We start from the raw sequence: 21,281 nt of genomic DNA, 5'->3' as shown, positions 1-21,281 counted from the left end.
CTAAGCAACGGGTCTCGCATTTCAAGACCGTGTCTTGAAATCTTCTCTCGGAATCGAGAGGTAGTCCTTTCAAAAAAGGATTTATGTGGTTGTCATACTGCAAAGAAAGTGGCCTATCGCTCCTTCCCTCAGTGGGAGATCATGGCGTTTGTCGCTTTCTGCTTAGAAGAGTTTGCTTTCGCTCTGCAAGAAAAGTATAACAGAGAAACTCATAGTCGAACAGGAACTGTGAGTTCCTAATTTTCAGTGAAAGTAGGAAGCATCGTTCCCATTTCTTGTTGCATCGCTATTCTTTCTTTGCGAAAAATCATTAAGATGCTGCATCTCTGCAATTATCATAGCACCTGAAATCACTAAAGTCGTGGGCTTCTCAGGCCTATTATTGGCCCCCAGGTGAACCCGTTTTGATTACTTTTTCCTGATTTTGGTATAAGGTTTAGCAGGAGCTTCCTTCATTTCAACAGCTTGGCGTGGAAAAACGCAGCAGCGGAGCTGCTGGATCTGCCGCCGTTTTGCGCCAGATAATACCCAGTAGGATATGACGCACAGCATCATATCACTGGGCAAGGCGTTCCCCCTTGACTCCCTTCAAAGAGCTGGTCTCGCCTGTCGGCTCGGTCGGTGCTTCAAAAGGCCAGTGGCCTTTTGAGGTCGCCGCAGGCGACCCGCACCTCTCTGCACTCTTGCTCCGGGCAAGCTGTCCTGGAATGGACAGCTCGTCCGGCTTTTTCAGTTGGCCAAAATGACCAACTGATTCTGTTACGGGTAAAATCAAGTGCCGGGTGGCGGCACCTGATTTTCAACAGACCTTGAGACGGTACGAAAAACGATGTGCTCATTTTGAGTACTTGCAGCATCTGTAACACGTTTTCGATAGACTTTTTGTCGGCAGGAGTTGCTGCAATAGCGGGCATCTGCACGTTTGGGCGTGAATTTTTCACCGCAGCACTGGCAGACCAAATCCTGACGGCGCATTTGGCGGTATTCCCGCTGCCGCAGATTGTTGGCCTGATTGCCGCACCAGTAGCTGTGACAGTATTTCTTGGTGTAGATGGTGGTGTAGAACACCCGACCGCAGCCGCCGCAGATAAGTTTGTGGACGGCGTATCCTCCGGCGGTAAAGCCCGTTTCCTCATACGATTCTTTCAAATAATCCTGATTGTTCTGCTCCCATTCTTCGTTTGTCATATACATGGAGATGACCCTCCTTTCACTGGCGTTACAGAAAAACAATGTGGTCAATTTGACCACATTGTTTTCTGGTAACTGAGGAATCAACGTTTAGCCGTTCTCCCTGCATGGATTTCCTGCCCCCTTCCGGCGGCGTTTTCCGGCTCGCTTTTGCGAGGTCATCGCCGGGTATCCCATGCAGACGGTCATGCGGTTTTCAAGGTTCGGCGCTGGATTTGGCAATAAAAAGATCGCCACACAACAACCTGAACCTGACCATCCCTTCTGGGATGGCCTTGGTTCGGGTTCGTTATGTAGCGATAAGAAAGTCAAAAACTTGCTCCGGCTCCTTCGGGAGTCGAGCTGGAATTCTAAGTAAATATGTTATATTAAATTGTTGGGATAGACTCCCACAAAAATCGAGCCGTGTCAACAAAAAGTTTTGAAAACACGACACTTTCGGCAGCTTGTCAGAAAAAGCAAGGGAAACTTTGGTAAAAAGAGCGAACAGGACAACTTGTTCTGTTTGTAATGGAATACCAACTCGGAACTTTTTTGAGCAGAAAAACAACCGTCCACTTCAAGTTGAGCTTGAAAACGGACGATCATTCTTGCAAAGTGATTTTCAAATTTGGGAGGCGTTTTGAGAGGCCTCATAGCGCTAGCAAGAGGTTATACAAAGACCATTTTTGCGTTGCCAAACACTTGTTGGGAAAGTCAAACCCTTGAACTGCATCCGGTGGATGCAGACTGTGCGATTGCATCGCTGATTCGTTCAAACTCATCGCAGCCCTATATTATCGCTCACACTCCCGATCAGGATGTCAAATGCAGAAGCGGCCATCTGCATCTACGCAAACAGCCGCTTCATGATTCATTTTGTACTGGTCACTGCAGTACCTTATTCATCAGCTCTTGATAGCTGTCCACATGGTCGTATGTCACAAGACCATCTGACAATTTTGCGAAGAGCTTCTTGGCGCAGTCGATCTTGGACTTCTCGATTGGGCGCAAGTTCAGGCTTTCCATCGTGCCTTTGGTTTCTGCTACAAAATAGATGTGTTTCACCTTGCCCTCATGGAACACGATTGCCCAGTCCGGGGAGTAGTGTCCAACCGGGGTCGGAATATAGAAGCCTTTCGGCAGTTTTGCATAGATAAAGACTTCCTCTGCACCATCCAGATTTTCCGCAAACTTCCGTTCCACGCTCTTTTCCGCTGTGCCATCGGTGAAAACGTAATCCTGAATCGCCTTTTGTGCCTTGTAAGCCTTATCCATCGTCAGAGCGTGTTTCTCTGCCGTAAAGATGCTGCTGTCGTAGCTGCCCTCAATGGTATCATAGGTGATATGCTCCACGATCATGGTAGCTTTCTGCTCCTTGACCAGCCGGATCACCTTTGCGATAAATTCTTCTGGGTTGTTCTGGTACATCGCAAAGGTTGTCGGCTTGATGCCCTGCAAAATCCGTGCAACGGTATGCCGGGTCAGCGTTGTGCCCTCTGCAATTTTGCCGATCAGGTCATACGCAACCTGACCTGCGTAGTCATGTTCTAATTTTTTTGTTCTGCTCTTGGCATCTCTGAAGCTGCTGCCTTCCCGCACCATATCGGCACTCAGAACATCTTTCTGACCAGCATAGGTGACGGTATATTGCAACCGGCTGACGTACAACTCGCTGTCGATGTGTACGATTGCTTTCTGAATCAATTCCTCAGAATCAAAATCCACCGTATAGGCGTATTTGTGGTTGATCGTCTGCCAGAGCTTCTGGAACTCTGCCTTTTCAAACCGGTCGTTCAGCGGATTTTCCAGCACTTTCGGCTTGTTGCCATCCTCAAACATAGACTTGAGCATACTGTCATCATAAATTGCCTGCACAAGCGTGTGCACGCCCTCTTCAATGGGCTTCAGCGTTTCCGGCACCGGTGCAAGTGTTCCGGTCTGCACATCGTCCCGGTAGTCCTGCGTGACATTATCCTGCTCATCCACATAGTTATTGCGGACAAGATACTGATAAATTGCCCGTGCCTGACGGTCATCCACCTTGACAATTTTGCCATCCAACCTGATGGTCTTGCCGGTGAAATATGCAATGTCTGCCTTGCGGGGGCGATCATACAGCACTGCTTCGGTCTGCTTTTGCAGTCCGTCTACAAATCCTGCATAGCTCTCGCTGGCAATAACGGTCAGGACGTTGATATCCTGCACCTTATCTCCCAGCACTTCCGCATCCATGCGGTTTCCGTCCTTATTCACGCACAGACGCAGACCACGGCCTACTTCCTGCCGCTTCTGCGTGGTGCTGTCGCTGTGCTTCAGGGTGCAGATTTGGAACACATTCGGGTTATCCCAGCCTTCCCGCAGGGCAGAGTGGGAGAAGATGAACCGGGTCGGCTCTTCAAAGGACAGCAGACGTTCCTTATTTTTCAGGATCAGGTCATAGGCAGAAATGTCATCCGACATATCTGAGCCACGCTTGACCGAACTGTTGACGCTGTGACCTTTCTTGTCGATGCTGAAATAGCCCTTGTGGACATCATGCACATCGGTTGAATCCAGATAGGCTGTATAAGCAGGGTCGAACAGGGTGCGATGCTCATTCAGAACCGAAAGATACTCCTGCTCAAAAATCTTGCCGTACTCGCCCAGCAGCTCGTTTCCGTCTTCATCGTACTGGCGGTATTTTGCCACTTCGTCGATGAAAAACAGCGAAAGTGTCTTGATGCCAAGTTTGAAAAGTTCCTGCTCTTTTTCAAAGTGCGAAAGGATCGTTTCATGGATCTGCACCCGGCGCATATCATTTTCGGAAACGTCGCCGGTAACATCACCTTTGCGGATGGTATCGCCGTTCGTAAAAGTCACAACACCCGTGATCGGGTCGATTTCCGACACTACGAAGCCCTTGTACTGCTCCATTTCCCCGGATTTATAATAGAGATTATCGCCCACATCCAGCATATGGAACTCTCGCTTCGTGCCGTTCTGGTAGCTGACCTCCATCTCCACTTTTGCCCGTGGCGGATTCTTCGGGGAGATGATGATGCTTTCCAGATACAGATACTTGTCCGTACCACGCAGATTTTTGACCTCAAAGCCTTTGACTTCGATTTTCTTGACCAGTCGCTTATTGTAAGCGTCCAGCGCATCCAGAACGTAAATCAGATTATGCTGCTTGGCGTGGGTAGCAGAGTAATTCAGTGTGAAAAGTGGATTGAACTTTTTCAGGGCTTTCTGAGTGGCAGAGTCCTCTTTGCCCATCTTCTGCGGTTCGTCCAGAATCAGGATCGGGCGGTTGGCGGCAATCACATCAATCGGGCGGCGGGAGCCGAACTCATCCCGCTTGGTGTAGATAATTCTCGCAGCGGCATCACCCTTGCGGCCTTCCACGTTCTTGTCCTCGTTCATGGAGGCGGCAAACGCCTGCGTGTTGATGATCATGACATTGATGCCGGAATTGCTGGAAAAGGAATCCAACTGATTCAGGTTGCTGCTGTTGTAGATAAAGAACCGTGCCTTTTTGCCGTAGCACTCCATAAAGTGATCGGCAGTGATCTCAAAGGACTTCTTTACGCCTTCACGGATGGCGATACTCGGCACAACAACGATAAATTTGCTCCAACCATACCGCTTGTTCAGCTCGAACATGGTCTTGATGTAAACATAGGTCTTGCCTGTGCCGGTTTCCATCTCAATATCCAGAGAACACCTGCCCAGCGGTGCCACCAACTTGTCCGACTGATGGATGTTTGCTTCTGCTTGCAACGCGCGGATGTTCTGAAGCAGCTCCTGGTCGGTTAGTTGGAGTGCTTCGTTCTTAAAACCGGAATCGTTGATCAAATCCAGCAACTCCACCTGTGTTGCATCGTCCCCACTGGAAACAAGGCTCAACTGCTGCGGCTGTGCAGACAGACTTCCCATATCCCGCAGGTAAGACACACCTGCATTATAGGGCTGACCCTGAAAGACCCGTGCCACCGCATCCACAGCATCCGTCTGGTACTGCTGAATCTTAAAACTAAACTTCATCTTTGTGGTTTACCTCCTGCTCCAGCATCAGGAACCGGTCAAAATCGCTCTCATACAGGCGATCCTGAATGACACGATACTTTTCGTATTCGGTTTCTGCGTGGAGTTTGGCCTGTTCTGCGCTGATTTTACCGGGGCCTGTCAGCAGTTCATTGCCGTTGAACTCCAGAAAACCGTCCAGCCGCTTTGCCCAGTCCTCCATGCTCATGGGGATCTTGCGCTCGGCCTGCAGCTCGGCATAATCCAGATAGAGCGACACGATTCGCTCCAGATAGTTCATTTCCTCTTTGCTCAGGTAGTTTTTGGCTACTGTCACATCCGCTTTCAGGATTTTCCCATCCGGCGCATTTTCCCATGTGGTAAGCCCCATGTGCTCCTTGTTGGCATCGGCACGCTCCACGATCAGTTCTGCCGCCGTGTGGCGATGCACAGCATAGTGCATCTTATTCTGAACCGTCTGGAAGAACCGCCGGGTCGTTTTTGCATCCCTGTCATAATCAAACGCTGTTGCGTACAGATCCGTTACTTTCTGATAGAACTTGCGCTCCGACAGACGAATTTCCCGGATCTGCTGCAGCTGCCGCTCAAAGTATTCATCCGTGAACATGTGACCCTTTTTCAGGCGTTCCACATCCATTGTCCAGCCCTGAATGGTGTGATCCTTGACGATCTGCCCCGCCCACTTGCGGAACTGCACAGCACGCTGATTGTTCACCTTGAAGCCCACGGCAATAATCATCTGCAAATTATAATGCGTCAGTTCCCGATTGACCTGACGAGTGCCCTCGGTCTGAACTATCCGGAATTTCCGGATAGTTGCCTGCTCGGTCAGTTCGCCGTCCGCATAGATTTTTTTGATATGCTCGTTGACCGTGCGCACATCCACATCATACAGTGCCGCCATCATCTTCTGCGTCAGCCAGATGTTTTCATCCTCATAGCGCATTTCATAGCTTGCATCGCTCTCACCCGTAGAAGCCACAAAAGTCAAATATTCTGCCGCTGAACTGCGAATAGCAAGTTCTTTTTTCTTTTTATCATCCATATCACATTTTCACCATTAAAGAAGAGCAATAAGGATAGTAGCAACAAGCGAAGCTAACGCAATACCCGCAGAAACAAGGGCAATAATCAGCATCTTTGTATTATACTTTTTTGCTTTTTCAGCTTCCTGTTTGCTTTCTTCCAGCTCTTTCTCCTTCAGCAGGTACAAATCGTTAAGTTTTGAATAGTTATCATTAAGTCCCTCTACCACTTTCTGATTTCCTTCAAGTATTGGTTTTATTTCCTCTGCAAGAATCTCGTTCAGTGGCGTAATGCTATCAATCACTTCCTGATTTCGCCTATTCATTTCATCAATAAACGAGGTATCTATTCTTGGGGTTAAATCAGGTAAGTTAATACCATTAAAATCCATCACAGTACCTTCCTTACCGTTTCCGGGCTATACGTTTCAAAAATCTGGTCAAAGTTTGTCGCAACACTGTCGTTTGCCATGGAGCTGTCACGGAAAACAGCATAGTACGGCTTCATCTTAGCAATGGCCTTGACAGTCTCCTCCGTCACATCATGGTCGAAGCAGGCCAGCAAGAAGCCGTCTGCCACGTTGAACACCTTTTTGCCCGCAATCTCTTTCACCTCAATGGGACTGGACAGCAGCACACCCAGATCCAGCATCACCTGGAAAAGCAGATCTTCCGGGGTGCGGTCGGGTTTAACGTTATCCACCAGAGAGAACAGATCCTGCTGTTGGGTCTCCTCCGGCGTATAGTAGACGTTTTCCATATTGCTGCTGTCCAGACGCAGGCAGCGGAACCCAATGTCGATGGGGGTGCTCTGGTCAGGCTGCGTCTCGGAGAATGATAACTGTCCCCCCCCCTGCGGACAGTATTTGCTTGCCCGCACGGCGGATACGCTCCTTGCCGATTTTGCAGATGTTCTTGTATCCTGCTTTATAGGCTTCAGATTTTTCATCGCATTTTTCGGGAAGCTGAACCATAATGAACTTGCGGTGTCCGCCATCCTCTGCATTTAACTGCATAACTGCGTGGGCGGTAGTGGCAGAGCCGGAGAAGAAATCAAGAATATAGTCTTGAGATGTGCAGCTAAGTTCCATGCATCGCTTTACTATTTCTAAGGGTTTGGGAAATGTAAATATGCGTTTATTGTCGAACAGCTTTTTGAATGCAAGCGTACCTCGATCGGATAAAAAGTCTGCCCCCTGCCAGATTGATTTCAAAGCATATGTTGACTCACGATATTTTTTAACTACTTGCCATCCACCACTTGCCAAACGACCGAATATGACAGTGTTGAGATTCTGCCGTGCTCTTTCTTTTCCCCAACGCCAAACTGTTTTTATCCCCTGTGATTCCTGAGGGTAAAATTTTATCCACCCATCTCTGGCTTCCAACGCTATTTCATATAGATCGTTATCATATTTCCTGTTTGGATTCACCCAAAAAGGATAGTATAAATTCGGACGATTATCAGCATTAAAATCAGAATTACGATTTCGTAATTCATATAAATCATATCCACCCTGTTCGTCTTTATACTGAAACTTTTTTTCTGGATCTTCAAGAACATTCGCAGTGAATGCCATACTTTTTCTATAGAACAAGGTGTATTCATGCGTTATAGCAATCGAATCGTATGAACGGACGCGCGAATCATTTTCGATTATGATGTTTGCAAGAAAATTATCTGAACCAAAAATCTCATCACATACTTTTTTTAGGTTTTCCACTTCATTATCATCAATACTAATAAATATAACACCGTCATCCCGCAGCAAATCCTTTGCCAGTTTCAGTCGCGGATAGATCATATTCAGCCAATCGGTATGGAAACGACCGTTGCTTTCGGTGTTCTGCACCATGCGATTGCCGTCCTCGTCGTACTGCCCGCTGTTTGCAAGATACTCATCCGCACTCTGAGCAAAGTCATCCTCGTATACAAAGTCGTTGCCGGTGTTGTACGGAGGATCGATGTAGATCATCTTGATTTTACCAAGATAGGTTTCCTGCAACAGCTTCAGCACTTCAAGGTTGTCGCCCTCGATATAGAGGTTTTCACTGTCAAAACCGCCGGGTGTGCCATCTTTGCCCACACTGTCAGCTGCCACCGGACGCAGCGTTGCCGTAATGGGCGCATTTGCCGCCAGCATCGCCTTTTTCTTGTCCGGCCATGTAAACTGGTAACGCTCTTCCCGACCCTCCACGATGGAGTCGGAAAGCTCCTGCCGCAGAACGTCAAAATCAATAGCGTGTTCTACTTTGCCGTCACGTTTTACCTCGGTAATGGCGTTGGGGAATAGCTTGCCAATTAAATCTATGTTGCGCTGCACGCCGTCAAGGCTGTGCATTTTCAAGTTTTCCATAATGACGATACTCCTTATTTTGGATAACGATTTCTTATTTCGATAGCTTCCTCAATCCAATCCTGAATATGGTTCTTTATATGGTTATATACATTTTCGCTATAATAAAATCCAGAATCGTATGCTTTACAGACATCCTGCATCTTAACGCTATCTGTATCTAATGGAGTCGTTCTCTTCCAGATACCGTTTATCGCCTTATCAATGTAAAAGTCCTCAAATGGATTTTTCCCTTTATCGTCTTGGCAGCCAAAACGATCTTTGAGATTATGTATATAAATCCCTACAACGCCTTTGCCACGTTTCCAGCCCTGTTCGATTTCATATTGAACCCATTTGCGCGAAGCAGTTTCACTTCCAATCAATACAACAACACATGAACGCATAGAAAGCTGATTATCAATCCAATTTTTAATTGCCGCATCGCTTCTTAATCGTACTTTCTCCCAACTGTTATCGGAGAATGTTTCTTGGTCTTCCACAACTCCCATATTACGAACTTGAGCAACCCGCCAGTTGTCATTGTTGTAGTGAAAGCTAAAAAATACCTGCCGTTTCGCCATATCAAATCACTCCTGCAAATTTTAACGATACTATTACCACTCCAATGGCAATAATGGGAACATAGAACATCCAAATGCTTGGGGATTGTAAACATTTAAGCCATGTTGCGTTTGCATCATAAAGTTCCGTATTTGAACATCTTGAATCTAAAGAAAAATCTGGAACGATTTTTTCATTCCGTATCTTTTCGTACAGAATCCGATACTGCTTTTCTAATTTGAGATAGTATGTATCCATCACCAGAAAGCAGATTACTGGAAGGAACGCAATCAATAATATCCATGCGCTCACCTCTGTAAAGGAAATCGCTGCTATCCCTGTCACAATAGTTGCTGCAAATCCTTTGTAAATTGCTGCTGATGTTGACATACGATCAATGACACCCTGTATCATCTGAAGATGTACGACCTTGTCTTCATGCCTTGTTTTTTCATTTACTTCCAGCTCAGTTTCAGTATCCATTATTTCGTTCCTCAATGATTATTCAGCCAGTCTCTAAGAGGATTTATTGTACGATTTCCTTTTTCGTCTTCAGTCACAACATAATAGCCCCTTTGTACTGGGGTTCTATCTCTATAAAATTCCGTTCCGTCATAATAAGCGATATATGGATATATCTGCATGTACTCATTTCCCTTATAGGAAGAATCACTATATCCTTTCCGTTTTAACGGTAATATGGCGATATCTTTACTACTAAACTTCTGAGAATCTCCATATCCAAGTTCCCAATTGCACCATTTTGATTCCACTGCTCCATCCGTTGCAAGAAGAATAAATTTATCGCATTGACGAATGCGCTCTTTTATTTTTAATGCCGTCACACCAGAAGTCACACTTGGCATAGAAGAATCTTTGCTGTCAATGTAAGCTTTGACATTGTAGTTCTTCTCCAAAAAACCAATGAGACCACTTAAGTCCTCAAGATCATCGTGTTTATGGGAAATAAATACTGTCGTTTTTCCAAAATATGATTTGTAAAGGTTCGCAACCTCCATAGATGCAGAATCCAGACTTACCCCCTCTCTATAATTTGAGAATTGACCACTTTCCAAAATTCGCTTCATTTTTATTTCTTCCTTTCCTGTTCACCTTTCATGCCATTCAGCTTTTGCACCATCTCAAATTTCTTCCTCGGCTGCTTTTCCTTACGGATTTTAGCTTCCAGTACTGCAATCTGCTTTTCCAGCTGCTCACGCTGCTTCTGCTGCTCAATGCTTTCTTTCAGCGTAGTGCCATTTTCTTCAACCAGAACATCGCCTGCAATCTGACGGACAAAGTTCTCGTATACAGCATCCAGCGTAAGCCCTTCCAGATGCACCGGCAGATCGTCTTTGTCCAGCCAGTCTGTAGAATAATAGCGGTCAACCTTAAAGGCCGTCTTGCCCACCACAACCTCCTTGTAGCCGATGACAGCACGATACTTGCCCTCGTATTCCAGCAAAAAGAGGATGTGATACGGAATTTCCCGGTCGATCTGGCGCAGCACACTTTCGTCCAGCTCCGGGGCAGACAGCCGTACCTCGAACACCTCGATCTCCATCACCTGCTCGCCAGCAGCCAGATTCAGGGTAGTGGTCGCAATCTTATTGCGCCAGTAGATGATCCTGATCTGCTCGACAAAGGCTTTCTTCATAGCCGGGGTGACAGCGATATTCTCATAGAACTTCTGCTTAGGGATGCGTTTATTAAACTCGGTAGACACAGGCAAGTCCAGCACGTTTTTCACCTCTGTGCGTTCATTTTACAACAAGAAAGCAAATCAATTCAAAATCATCCAGTCCGGACACCTGACTGAGCAATGCCGTTGTTCCGCCCGCAGAGAACAGGCTGTCGATGTCGCTTTCTTCTTTGACATCAATGATCGAGTCAATGGCTTCACTCAGCAATTCGGACATTTCTGCCATGTCCTTTCCATCATCTGTTTCCCGATTGAAGCGTTCGTACACCTCCTTAATTGGCTCAGACTTTCCACGGCACAACAGCCGGATATCATCCAGCATTTTTTTTGGGTTCAGATAGTCGCAGATGATCTGCCCATCCATGCCGATGTAAACCATGTAGAACGGATGGATTCGATTTCGATTGTCCACATTGACGCTGTTATTGATGTTTTTCAGCACGAAAATCACACCCTCCGGCAGTTCATCCGTAGCCGGAACCACTGCATGAAGTCCACGAGGCTTCTTGTCCAAATCACCGTTGTGCTTGATGTAATCCAGTAGGTCGAGCCGGAACTCGTTCAGTCCCAGATCCATAATGGAGATGCCGTCCGACATATCCTCGATGTCAACGACCTCTTCCTGCAAGCGTTTCAACTGTGCCTTGCGGTACTCCAAATCGCCCTTTTCTTCGGGGTTGATAAGGTCATCATCGCCGGTGGAGGTCATAACGGTGATTTTCATGCGGGTCTCCACACGGGATTTCAGGTTGATGTAATCGTCCAGCGTCAGATCAGGCCAGAAATTCACAAGCTGGATGTACTGGTTTCTGCTGCCGATACGGTCGATTCGTCCAAAACGCTGGATAATGCGTACCGGGTTCCAGTGAATGTCATAGTTGATCAGATAATCGCAGTCCTGCAAGTTCTGACCTTCAGAAATGCAGTCTGTCGCAATCAGCACATCAATTTCCGTGGCACTACCGGGCATCAAAACATCCCGGTCTTTGGAAATGGGAGAGAAGCAGGTCAGCACGTTGTTGAGTGTTGCCTTGAAGCCTTTGATCGTGGTACGTCCGTCAATCGAGCCGGTAATTACAGCGGTATTCAGCCCATATTTCTGCTTTACAAACGCACTCACATTGTCAAAAAGGTACTCTGCCGTATCCGAAAATGCAGAGAAAATCAGCACTTTTCTGTTGCCGGCATTGATCGGGTGCTCAATTTTTTCAGACAGCAGCTGGAACAGTTCTTGCAGCTTTGTGTCATGCTGCGGCGTGATATCTGCCACCATAAAGGTCAACAGCTCCAGAATTTCTGCATCTTTCCGAAGCTCCGTACGCCAGCTCTTCCAGTCCATATCCGCAAGGTCGATTTTGACTTTTTTGCCGACGGTGAAAAAGTCAGTGTTTTCATCGTCCATGTCAAAATCGTCTCCGGCCACGTCGTATATATCCAGATCAGCGTGGCCGGAGCGTTCAAACTGGTCAATGGACTGAATCGTACCATCAATCAGTTTCTTGATGCGCATCAGGGTCAGCTGGAACGAATGTACAGAGCTTTCCAACCGTTTCAGCAGGTTAATACTCATCAACCTGCAAATGCCCTGCTCACGGCCTCTCTGGGTCAGATTCTCTCCCTTATTGTGCGTCAGCTCCTGATATTTCTGGATCTTACTTGCGAAGATATAGTTGGAGGGCATATAGACGCACAAGCTCAACTGTATCAGCTGCTCGTAAATCTCATTGTAGTTGATAGCATTATTCAGGTCTGTCAGGCATGGACGGACGGAAATCGGCTTCAACCGCTCTGGGAACTTTCCGATAGCGTTGGTGTTGTAGTACTTCTCGATATGCTTCCGAGAACGTGCGATGGTAACACTGTCCAACAGCTCGAAGAAGTCGAAATCCAACGTCCGCAGCAGCGCATCCGTGGTTCTCTCTTCTGGTTTCAGTTTGCTCCATGCGTTAAAGGCTTTTTGCGCCTGCTTAAAGATGTCTTCAATGCTCTTTGAGGTGTTCAGCCTTTCATCCAGATATTCGGAGTTTCCCTCATAGGCAAGGGCCAGCTGATTTTTCAAGTCAACAAAGCGGTTATTGACAGGCGTTGCCGAAAGCATCAGCACCTTGGTCTTAACTCCGGCACGGATCACCTTATCCATCAGCCGCTGGTAACGATTGTCCTGCGTCTTGCTATGAGTTCCGATTCCATTACGGAAATTGTGCGATTCATCAATGACGACCAGATCATAGTTGCCCCAGTTCAGGCGATCCAGGTCGAGGCCATTCGACTTTCCGCCGCTTCTGGACAGGTCTGTATGGAACAGGACATCATAATTCAGCCGATCCGATGCAATCGGGTTGTTCACATAGTTGTCCTTATAGGTATTCCAGTTTTCCGCCAGCTTTTTGGGACACAGCACCAGAACCGACTTGTTTCGATTCTCATAATACTTTACGACTGCCAGTGCGGTAAAGGTCTTGCCAAGGCCAACACTGTCCGCAAGGATGCAGCCGTTGTACTTTTCCAGCTTATTGATGATGGCAAGCACCGCATCCTTCTGGAAGTCGTACAGCAGACTCCAGATCTTGCTCTGCTTGAAGCCGGTTGCCTCATTCGGCAGTTCGTCTTCTGAGATGTCGTCCAAAAACTCGCTGAACACATGATACAGCGTCATAAAGTAGATGAACTCCGGGGAATTTTCTGCATAAGCCGTGCTGATGTTTTCCAGAACCACATCCGTGACATCCTGCATTTTGTCCCGGTCGTTCCATAGGGTATCGAACAACCTCATGTACTGCTGTGCGAACGGTGCCTCTATGCAGTTGACCATATTGTAGCTGTTATTTCCGCGCTCACAGCCAATATCAACTGTCGTAAATCCGCCAATCGGCATATAGGCGGTCTGTGCTGTGCCGGAATCCACAGTCATAAAGCCAGCCATATTTTCACCGGTGGTGTTCGATTTGAACGTAGCCTTCCTTCTGATCCAGTCTGCACACTCCTTTGCGATGGCTCTCTGGGTCATCTCATTGCGCAGTTTGATTTCAAACTCTGTACCGTAAAGGCTCGTTTCACGAGAAATGCGGGGAATGTAGAACTCCCGCTTCTGCTTTTCAGCCTTTTCTTTCACAAACGTGGGGGATGTAAAGATAAATTCAAACTCGTCTATGGTTTCCAGCTGCTTCTTTAGCTCTTTATAGGCATACATCGAAAAGCAGGCTGCCGCAATAGACACCCTGCTACCTTTTTTGATCTCGACCCGTAAATCATCTCGAACGGTATTGGTGATGTTATCCAGAATTTTCATATCATCCACCGGCTTTATGCTTATCCGTATTTTTTATAGCCTTGACTATGAAAGCACTCTTACAAAACTCTATTTCTATTATACCACCCACTTTTTCCCCTGTAAACGAAAAAGCTGACGGTGTGTAGCGTGCAGCATCCATCAGCTTTTCGTGACACAAAAAATCGGCACCCGCTTTTCAGCGAGTGCCGATTTTGTTACCCTATAGTGCGCTTTGATTTTTGGCGTAAGTGGCGTAAGTTTGGCGTAAATCCGCTTTTGCGCGCTCCAAAAATCAAGGATTCATGCGGTTTTTAGGCTGTTATTAGTACATGCCGCCCATGTCACCGCCTGCAGCAGCGGGTGCAGCAGGGGGTTCCGGCAGATCAGCGACCAGGCTTTCGGTGGTCAGCACCATCTCAGCGACGGAGGCTGCGTTCTCCAGAGCGGAACGGGTGACCTTGGTGGGGTCAACGATGCCAGCAGCGATCATATCGTCCACAAAGACCTCGTTCTGAGCATCAAAGCCGTAGTTGGGCTTGTTGGCAGAGATGATCTTGTCGATGATGACACTGCCTTCCAGACCGGCATTCTTAGCGATCTGGCGCAGAGGAGCTTCCAGAGCCTTCAGAACGATCTTGGCACCGGTGCGCTCGTCGCCTTCCAGCGTGTCGCACAGCTCACGCACAGCGGGGATCGCATTGATAGGAGCAGTGCCGCCGCCGGCAACAACACCTTCCTGAACAGCAGCCTTGGTTGCGTTCAGAGCATCCTCGATGCGCAGCTTCTTGTCCTTCATCTCAACTTCGGTAGCAGCGCCGACCTTGATGACGGCCACGCCGCCAGCCAGCTTTGCCAGACGCTCCTGCAGCTTTTCACGGTCGAAATCGCTGGTAGCGGCCTCGATCTGGCTGCGGATCTGAGCGATGCGGGCTGCGATGGCATCCTTATCGCCTGCACCGCCAACGATGGTGGTGTTCTCCTTGGAGACCTTCACCTGACGGGCATGGCCCAGCATCTGGACGGTAGCATCCTTCAGCTCATAGCCCAGATCGGAGGAGACCACGGTGCCGCCGGTCAGGGTTGCGATATCCTGCAGCATTTCCTTGCGGCGGTCGCCAAAGCCGGGAGCCTTGACAGCGCAGACGTTCAGGGTGCCGCGCAGGCGGTTGACGATCAGAGTGGACAGAGCCTCGCCCTCGATATCCTCAGCCACGATCAGCAGCTTCATACCATTCTGCATGACCTGCTCCAGCAGGGGAACCAGATCCTGAATCACGCTGATCTTCTTATCGGTGATCAGGATAGCGGCATTGTCCAGATCAGCCACCATCTTGTCGGTATCGGTGACCATATACGGGGTAAGGTAGCCGCGGTCGAACTGCATGCCTTCCACGATCTCGTTGTAGGTCTCAGCGGTGGTCTTGTTCTCCTCAATGGTGATAACGCCATCGGAGGTGACCTTCTCCATAGCCTCGGCGATCAGACGGCCGATCTCGGGGTCGCCTGCAGAAATAGCGCCGACGCGGGCGATATCGTTGCTGTCCTTCACCTTCTGGCTGTGAGCCTTGATGGTCTCAACAGCCTTGGCAACAGCCTTGCTCATGCCACGGCGGATATCCATGGGGTTTGCACCGGCGGTGACATTCTTCATGCCCTCGGTGACCATGGCCTGTGCCAGAACGGTTGCGGTGGTGGTGCCGTCGCCTGCTGCGTCGTTGGTCTTGGTAGCGACTTCACGCACCAGCTGTGCGCCCATGTTCTCGAACTCGTCCTTCAGCTCGATCTCCTTGGCAATGGTCACGCCATCGTTGGTGATGACCGGTGCACCGAACTTTTTGCCCAGCACCACATTGCGGCCCTTGGGGCCCAGGGTGATCTTAACGGTGTTTGCCAGGGTATCGATACCGGCACACAGTGCCTTGCGGGCATCCTCGCCCTGCTTGATCTGCTTAGCCATAATCAAATCGCTCCTTTAAAGCTCAATTTTCAAATATCAGAGGGGAAACTGCTCAGTCCTCAACGACTGCCAGGATATCGCCCTGACGGACGATGGTGCACTCTTCGCCGTCCACCTTGACCTCGGTACCGGAGTACTTGCTGGTGAGGACCTTGTCGCCGACCTTCACAGTCATCTTGACTTCCTTGCCGTCCACAACGCCGCCGGGGCCGACAGCGATGACCTCAGCCACCTGGGGCTTTTCCTTAGCACTGCCGGTCAGGATCAGACCGCCCTTGGTGGTCTCCTCAACCTCAACAGCCTTAATGACAACACGGTCTGCAAGAGGAATGATCTTCATAGTTCTTGCCCTCCTATAGTAAAAATATAATTTAAAACTTTGCTGTGTCCAAAGGGCCTCGTGTCGGCTCTTTGGTTCTTTAGCACTCAATTTCTCTGAGTGCTAAGTGTATTGTACTCATCTTGACCCAAAAAATCAAGACCTTTTTTGCTTCTTTTTGTTAAGAATTTATGACAGATGAAAAAATCAGCCGTACAGCGAAAAAGAGACAGCTTTCTTCTTGGACAAAAAAGCTGTCTCTTCTTCTGGTTTTTCATGTTCGGTCTGCACTCTGTGCCGTCCTCTGCGCTGCAAAGCGCTCAAAAGCAGGCTTTGGCAGAAGGATGCGCCCTGCCAGCGGCTGTACCTGTACAGTGATCTGCTCCTTGGGTGCGCATTCGCCGTCTGCCGTGGCAACGATCGGCCCGCGGCCATCCGCAGCGCGCAGGCTCACCTGCTTTGCGCGGCGGTAAATGAAATACGGCTCTGCAGCCCTGACGAGCTGACCGTTCTGGAAGTGCTTGCCGCTCTTGTACATTCCCAGCAGCTTTGCAATGGTCACGCGGCTCACCTTGCGGATGATATATACATCCAGCCAGCCATCGTCGGGCTGTGCTTCCGGCGCTGCACAGAAACCGCCGCCATAGGTGCGGCCATTGCAGATGGCACACATCAGGCAGTCCACATCCAGCGTTTCACCATCGATGGTGTACTCCACCCTGCGGCCGATGTGTCCGCACAGCTGTTCCACAATGGAAAGCACATAGGCCATCTCGCCGCCGCACAGCGGGATGCGCCGGAACTTCGGGATGCCGTAGGCAACCTGCGCATCCAGACCGGCAGCGCAGATGGTGGCCGAAAGGCCAAGGCTGGTCTGCATCAGATCGATGCTCACCGGCCCACCGGCCAGCTGGGCATCCAGATCCAGAAACTCTTCCTTTGTACCAAAGGTGCGCAGAAAATCGTTGCCGCTGCCAAAGGGCAGACAGCCCACGGCTGCATTTGCATAGCCATAGATCCCGGTGAGCGCTTCGTTGAAGGTGCCGTCGCCGCCGGCAGTGAAGACCCGCAGTTCTTCCCCGCTCTGCCGGGCCTGCTGCGCAGCGGCATTGGCCAGCTCCCGGGCATGACCGGCGTGATTTGTGACCTGAATGGCATATTCTTCCGGCGCAAGCCCTGCACGCGCGGCGGCAGCATTGATCTGCTGCGGCAGCGTACGGGTGCAATCAGCCTTACCGGCAGTTGGGTTCAAAAGAAATAATGTGCGCATGGACTTCCTCCTGCAATTCTGTTGCTTCTATGATAACAGAAAACCAAAAGGATGCAAGAGCCAATCTCACAATGTCCCTGCCCCGTACGCACAAAAAAGGAGCGGACGTCTCCGCTCCCCCCTGCAGACAAAAAAATACCGCCCCGGGTCTTGTAACTCAGGGCGGTCCTTTTGAGCTTCAGATGCTTTACAGTGTTGCGGTTTCGTCCTCCCGCAGGACGATAGCACCATCCGCCGAGCAGTCCGCTGTCCAGTGCTGGCCCACGCAGGCCGTGCCGGATGCGATCTGATCCGCAAGTGCCTGCTCCACTGCCCTGTCCACTGCGCGGCGCAGTTCTCTGGCCCCGTAGGCAGAGCGGGCCTTTGCTGCCAGCGCCTGCCCTACCCGCGGTGTGTGATGCAGCTGGTAGCCGCTGCGGGCGGCACGCTGCTCCAGCTGGCACAGCATTTTTTCGGCAATGGCGCACAGGCTGTCGTCGGCCAGCGGACGGAATACGATCATCTCGTCCAGACGGCCTGCCAGCTCTGGCCGGAACCACTTTTTTGCCTCCTCAATGGCCTGCGCAGACTGCTTTTCAAACACGGCTTCGCTGCCCGCCGCAAAGCCCAGCGGCGTGCTCTGACCCGCCAAAAAACGTGCGCCGAGGTTTGAGGTGAGCAGTACGATGGTGTTGCGGAAATCCGCCTTGCGGCCCATGGCATCGGTCAGCTGGCCATCTTCCAGTATCTGCAAAAGGATGTTCTGAATGTCCGGGTGTGCCTTTTCGATCTCGTCAAACAGCACCACACTGTAAGGGCGGCGGCGCACTGCTTCGGTCAGCTGTCCGCCCTCGTCATGGCCCAGATAGCCCGGCGGCGCACCCAGCAGCCGGGCAGCGGTGTGCTGCTCCTGATACTCCGACATATCAAATTTGAGCAGGGCTTTTTCGCTGCCGAACCAGCTGACCGCCAGCGCCCGGGCAAGAGCCGTTTTGCCCACTCCCGTGGGGCCAAGAAACAGCATGGCACCCATGGGCCGGCCCGGCTCGCCAAGACCGGTGCGGCTGCGCCGGATGGCACCTGCCACCGCAGCCACAGCCCGGCTCTGGCCCACGATCTCGGCGTTGAGACGTTCTTCCAGCTTGTCCAGCCGTTCCCGCTCCTGCTCACCTACCCGCTCCACCGGCACACCGCTGGCCTGCGCCACCACATGGGCGATATCGTCCGGCATCAGCGTGGGCTTTGACTGCTTTGCCTGCTCGGCCCGGATGCGTGCCGCCGCACAGGCTTCGTCCACAAGGTCGATGGCCTTATCCGGCAGAAAGCGCCCCGGCAGATACCGCACCGAAAGCTCCACCGCAGCCTGCAGCGCTTCCGGCGGAAGGCAGACATTGTGGTAGCTCTCATAGCGCGGCGCAAGCCCGTTGAGGATATCCAGCGCCTGCGCAGGCGTAGGCTCCTCTACCTGCACCTTGCCGAAACGGCGTTCCAGTGCGGCATCCTTCTGGATGTGGGTGCGGAACTCTTCGGTAGTGGTAGCGCCGATAATTTGTATCTCGCCCCGGGCCAGCACCGGTTTTAAGATGCTGGCTGCATCGATGGCGCCCTCCGCCGCACCGGCACCCACGATGGTGTGGAACTCGTCCACGAACAGGATGGAGTTGCCGTCCCGCACCAGCTCTTCCAGCAGGTTCTTGAACCGCTCCTCAAAGTCACCGCGGTATTTGGTGCCCGCCACAAGGCTGGCCATATCCAGTGCCAGCAGACGGCGGCCCTTGAGCGCACGGGGCACACGATCCGTGGCAATGCGCTGGGCCAGTCCTTCGGCAAGGGCGGTCTTGCCCACGCCCGGCTCCCCCACAAGGCAGGGGTTGTTCTTCTGACGGCGGCATAAGATCTCCACCATGCGGTCCAGCTCTGCTTCCCGGCAGAACACCGGGTCCAGTTCCCGTTCCGCAGCACGGCGGGTCAGATCCCGGCAGTACTTATCACTGGCGCGGCTGCCGCGCGGCGCACTGACCGTGGTCCGCATCTGATACGGCAGTACGAACTGCCCGGACAGCTGGCGGCATTCCCGCACGGCATCTGTGAGCTGCACGCCCATGGATGCCAGCAGGATGCCTGCTGTGCAGCCGTCATCCTCCAGCATGGCGCAGAGCAGATGTTCCGGCTCGGCCCGGTTCAGGTGCGCGTTCTGTGCCCCGATGATGGCGTAATCCATGGTACGCTTGAGGTCCGGCGCAAGAGCGTAGCGGTCCAGATGCAAAGCCGGTGCGCGGCGGCTCTCGGCCAGCTGACGGCGCACCTCCGGTTCCCGGATCTGCTTGCCCTCCAGAAACCGTGCTGCCGCCCCGTGATCCTGCTGCAGGATCGCCAGCAGCAGGTGGCCGGTATCGGCTTTTTCGCAGCCAAGGTTCCCGGCAAGCTCCACCGCACTGCGCAGCAGCTGATCCGACTCGTGCGAAAAGCCCTTGTACCCGCCAAAGCCAAGTTTTTCCCAAATACTCATTTGCCCGCTCCTTGCTGATGAAATTCGTTTTCACAAGAAGTATAGCCCCGAAGCACAGAAAAAAAACATCTCTTTCTGTCGGGATGGGAAAACAAAAAGGAGATACCCGCAGGCATCTCCCCCTTCGCTGTTTGATTTTTTCAGTCCATTTCGGCCAGAGCCTTTTTCAGGTTCTTGGCGATCTGATCCGGGCAGCTGGTATTGCGGAAACCGCAGAGCGTGCCCTCCATGCGGTCGATCACATCTTCGGCCTTCATGCCCTTGACCAGACGGCAGATGCCCTTCAGGTTGCCGTTGCAGCCGCCAATGACCTCCATGGACGCAATGGTGTGGTCATCGTTCAGCACAAAGTTGGTCTGCTTGGAACAGGTGCCGCTGTTCGGGAAGCTGAATTCCTTGCTCATAGTTCAAAATCCTCTCTTTTTGACAGAAATCCCGACGAAGATCGTCTGCTTCTATTATAGAGCAGCGTGCCGGAATGTCAATGTGACCGGGTCACACATCAATACCGCGGCGCTTGTGGGCCAGCTCCAGAATGCGGGCCACCTGATCGTCCGCCGTGGTACAGGTACCCACCGGGTGCGGCACCTTGTGGTTTGCACCGTGGAAGTCCGTACCGCCGGTATGGATCAGCCCATACTGCTCACACAGAGCAGCACACTCGGCCCTGTCCTCCGGGCTGTTGCGGGGGTGCTCCACCTCAATGCCGTCGATGATGCCCTCTTTGGCCAGCTGACGCACCAGCGGCATGCTCTTGTAAACGGTCGGGTGTGCAAATACCAGCACCGCACCGGCAGCTTTCGCCGTGGCGATTACTTCCTGCACCGAGGGATATTTTACCTGATGCAGCACCACGCCGCGCGGCTCCCAGCCAAAGAGATAACTGTACAGCTTGCCGTACACAGCATCGCACAACCCCAGCTGGTGCAACGCTTCCATAATGCCGCTTTTGAACAGCACACCGCTGTCCTTTGCGTATTCCAGCGCCTGTTCCGTGCGGAACTGCGGGTACAGCGCTTCGATCTCCTTTGCGCTTTGCAGGCCGCACTCGTTGCGGCGCTGGCGCAGGATGTCGCAGTGCTCCTTCAGTTCCCGGCTTTCCGGGTCCGGGAAGTAGCACAGCAGGTGCACGCGATGCTTATGCTCATGGTCA

At 51.0% G+C, this 21,281-nt stretch carries 17 protein-coding genes; all 17 read right to left on the bottom strand.

Going from position 1 to position 21,281, the window contains the following annotated elements:
- Window positions 1-771: 771 nt before the first annotated feature.
- Window positions 772-1,194: a hypothetical protein gene (locus tag QZL71_RS04085; protein WP_294647890.1), complete on the bottom strand. Its 423-nt coding sequence runs from the start codon at window positions 1,192-1,194 to the stop codon at window positions 772-774.
- Window positions 1,195-2,058: 864 nt separating this feature from the next.
- Complete coding sequence (locus tag QZL71_RS04080) at window positions 2,059-5,196, bottom strand: type III restriction-modification system endonuclease (protein ID WP_294647888.1); 3,138 nt, start codon at window positions 5,194-5,196, stop codon at window positions 2,059-2,061.
- Window positions 5,186-6,241, bottom strand: a complete 1,056-nt coding sequence (locus tag QZL71_RS04075; protein WP_294647887.1) for a virulence RhuM family protein — start codon at window positions 6,239-6,241, stop codon at window positions 5,186-5,188. The genes QZL71_RS04080 and QZL71_RS04075 overlap by 11 nt, the downstream gene beginning before the upstream one ends.
- A gap of 15 nt (window positions 6,242-6,256) precedes the next feature.
- Window positions 6,257-6,613: a hypothetical protein gene (locus tag QZL71_RS04070; protein ID WP_294647885.1), complete on the bottom strand. Its 357-nt coding sequence runs from the start codon at window positions 6,611-6,613 to the stop codon at window positions 6,257-6,259.
- Window positions 6,613-6,981 carry a hypothetical protein gene (locus QZL71_RS13275; RefSeq protein ID WP_363912617.1) on the bottom strand — a complete coding sequence of 123 codons (369 nt, stop codon included), beginning with the start codon at window positions 6,979-6,981 and terminating at the stop codon, window positions 6,613-6,615. Before QZL71_RS13275 ends, QZL71_RS04070 begins: the two co-directional genes overlap by 1 nt.
- Window positions 6,982-7,036: 55 nt before the next feature.
- Window positions 7,037-8,578, bottom strand: a complete 1,542-nt coding sequence (locus tag QZL71_RS04065) for a site-specific DNA-methyltransferase (RefSeq protein WP_363912614.1) — start codon at window positions 8,576-8,578, stop codon at window positions 7,037-7,039.
- 14 nt (window positions 8,579-8,592) lie between these two features.
- On the bottom strand, window positions 8,593-9,141 hold the full coding sequence (locus tag QZL71_RS04060; protein ID WP_294647883.1) for a TIR domain-containing protein: 549 nt from the start codon (window positions 9,139-9,141) through the stop codon (window positions 8,593-8,595).
- Window position 9,142: 1 nt separating this feature from the next.
- Window positions 9,143-9,604: a hypothetical protein gene (locus QZL71_RS04055; protein WP_294647881.1), complete on the bottom strand. Its 462-nt coding sequence runs from the start codon at window positions 9,602-9,604 to the stop codon at window positions 9,143-9,145.
- Between the two features lie 11 nt (window positions 9,605-9,615).
- A complete protein-coding gene (locus QZL71_RS04050; protein WP_294647878.1) occupies window positions 9,616-10,209 on the bottom strand; it encodes a toll/interleukin-1 receptor domain-containing protein in 594 nt (197 codons plus the stop codon).
- A 2-nt stretch (window positions 10,210-10,211) separates the two neighbouring features.
- Window positions 10,212-10,862, bottom strand: a complete 651-nt coding sequence (locus QZL71_RS04045; RefSeq protein ID WP_294647876.1) for a DUF4391 domain-containing protein — start codon at window positions 10,860-10,862, stop codon at window positions 10,212-10,214.
- A 19-nt stretch (window positions 10,863-10,881) separates the two neighbouring features.
- On the bottom strand, window positions 10,882-14,112 hold the full coding sequence (locus QZL71_RS04040) for a helicase-related protein (protein ID WP_294647873.1): 3,231 nt from the start codon (window positions 14,110-14,112) through the stop codon (window positions 10,882-10,884).
- Window positions 14,113-14,416: 304 nt separating this feature from the next.
- On the bottom strand, window positions 14,417-16,051 hold the full coding sequence (gene groL, locus QZL71_RS04035) for a chaperonin GroEL (protein WP_294647872.1): 1,635 nt from the start codon (window positions 16,049-16,051) through the stop codon (window positions 14,417-14,419).
- 52 nt (window positions 16,052-16,103) lie between these two features.
- Window positions 16,104-16,391 (bottom strand): co-chaperone GroES, encoded by a 288-nt coding sequence (locus QZL71_RS04030; RefSeq protein ID WP_005937287.1) that lies wholly within the window; start codon window positions 16,389-16,391, stop codon window positions 16,104-16,106.
- A gap of 253 nt (window positions 16,392-16,644) precedes the next feature.
- Window positions 16,645-17,640, bottom strand: coding sequence for a diacylglycerol/lipid kinase family protein (locus tag QZL71_RS04025; RefSeq protein ID WP_120079174.1), 996 nt, complete (start codon window positions 17,638-17,640; stop codon window positions 16,645-16,647).
- A 187-nt stretch (window positions 17,641-17,827) separates the two neighbouring features.
- A complete protein-coding gene (locus QZL71_RS04020) occupies window positions 17,828-20,128 on the bottom strand; it encodes an ATP-dependent Clp protease ATP-binding subunit (RefSeq protein WP_294647869.1) in 2,301 nt (766 codons plus the stop codon).
- Between the two features lie 140 nt (window positions 20,129-20,268).
- Window positions 20,269-20,532, bottom strand: coding sequence for a TIGR03905 family TSCPD domain-containing protein (locus tag QZL71_RS04015; RefSeq protein WP_005937268.1), 264 nt, complete (start codon window positions 20,530-20,532; stop codon window positions 20,269-20,271).
- 91 nt (window positions 20,533-20,623) lie between these two features.
- On the bottom strand, window positions 20,624-21,281 hold a 658-nt coding region (locus tag QZL71_RS04010; protein ID WP_294647868.1), incomplete at its 5' end, for a PHP domain-containing protein.

This window comes from uncultured Faecalibacterium sp., assembly GCF_900066275.1.
GTDB lineage: Bacteria > Bacillota > Clostridia > Oscillospirales > Ruminococcaceae > Faecalibacterium > Faecalibacterium taiwanense.
The sequence above is the reverse complement of the archived record's forward strand: the minus strand, read 5'-3'. Positions and strand labels throughout refer to the sequence as shown.

Excerpts from the sequence above, each read along its gene's own strand:
- QZL71_RS04085 (WP_294647890.1), bottom strand. The coding sequence starts at position 1,194 with ATGTATATGACAAACGAAGAATGGGAGCAGAACAATCAGGATTATTTG.
- QZL71_RS04080 (WP_294647888.1), bottom strand. The coding sequence starts at position 5,196 with ATGAAGTTTAGTTTTAAGATTCAGCAGTACCAGACGGATGCTGTGGAT.
- QZL71_RS04075 (WP_294647887.1), bottom strand. The coding sequence starts at position 6,241 with ATGGATGATAAAAAGAAAAAAGAACTTGCTATTCGCAGTTCAGCGGCA.
- QZL71_RS04070 (WP_294647885.1), bottom strand. The coding sequence starts at position 6,613 with ATGGATTTTAATGGTATTAACTTACCTGATTTAACCCCAAGAATAGAT.
- QZL71_RS13275 (WP_363912617.1), bottom strand. The coding sequence starts at position 6,981 with ATGGAAAACGTCTACTATACGCCGGAGGAGACCCAACAGCAGGATCTG.
- QZL71_RS04065 (WP_363912614.1), bottom strand. The coding sequence starts at position 8,578 with ATGGAAAACTTGAAAATGCACAGCCTTGACGGCGTGCAGCGCAACATA.
- QZL71_RS04060 (WP_294647883.1), bottom strand. The coding sequence starts at position 9,141 with ATGGCGAAACGGCAGGTATTTTTTAGCTTTCACTACAACAATGACAAC.
- QZL71_RS04055 (WP_294647881.1), bottom strand. The coding sequence starts at position 9,604 with ATGGATACTGAAACTGAGCTGGAAGTAAATGAAAAAACAAGGCATGAA.
- QZL71_RS04050 (WP_294647878.1), bottom strand. The coding sequence starts at position 10,209 with ATGAAGCGAATTTTGGAAAGTGGTCAATTCTCAAATTATAGAGAGGGG.
- QZL71_RS04040 (WP_294647873.1), bottom strand. The coding sequence starts at position 14,112 with ATGAAAATTCTGGATAACATCACCAATACCGTTCGAGATGATTTACGG.
- groL (WP_294647872.1), bottom strand. The coding sequence starts at position 16,051 with ATGGCTAAGCAGATCAAGCAGGGCGAGGATGCCCGCAAGGCACTGTGT.
- QZL71_RS04030 (WP_005937287.1), bottom strand. The coding sequence starts at position 16,391 with ATGAAGATCATTCCTCTTGCAGACCGTGTTGTCATTAAGGCTGTTGAG.
- QZL71_RS04025 (WP_120079174.1), bottom strand. The coding sequence starts at position 17,640 with ATGCGCACATTATTTCTTTTGAACCCAACTGCCGGTAAGGCTGATTGC.
- QZL71_RS04020 (WP_294647869.1), bottom strand. The coding sequence starts at position 20,128 with ATGAGTATTTGGGAAAAACTTGGCTTTGGCGGGTACAAGGGCTTTTCG.
- QZL71_RS04015 (WP_005937268.1), bottom strand. The coding sequence starts at position 20,532 with ATGAGCAAGGAATTCAGCTTCCCGAACAGCGGCACCTGTTCCAAGCAG.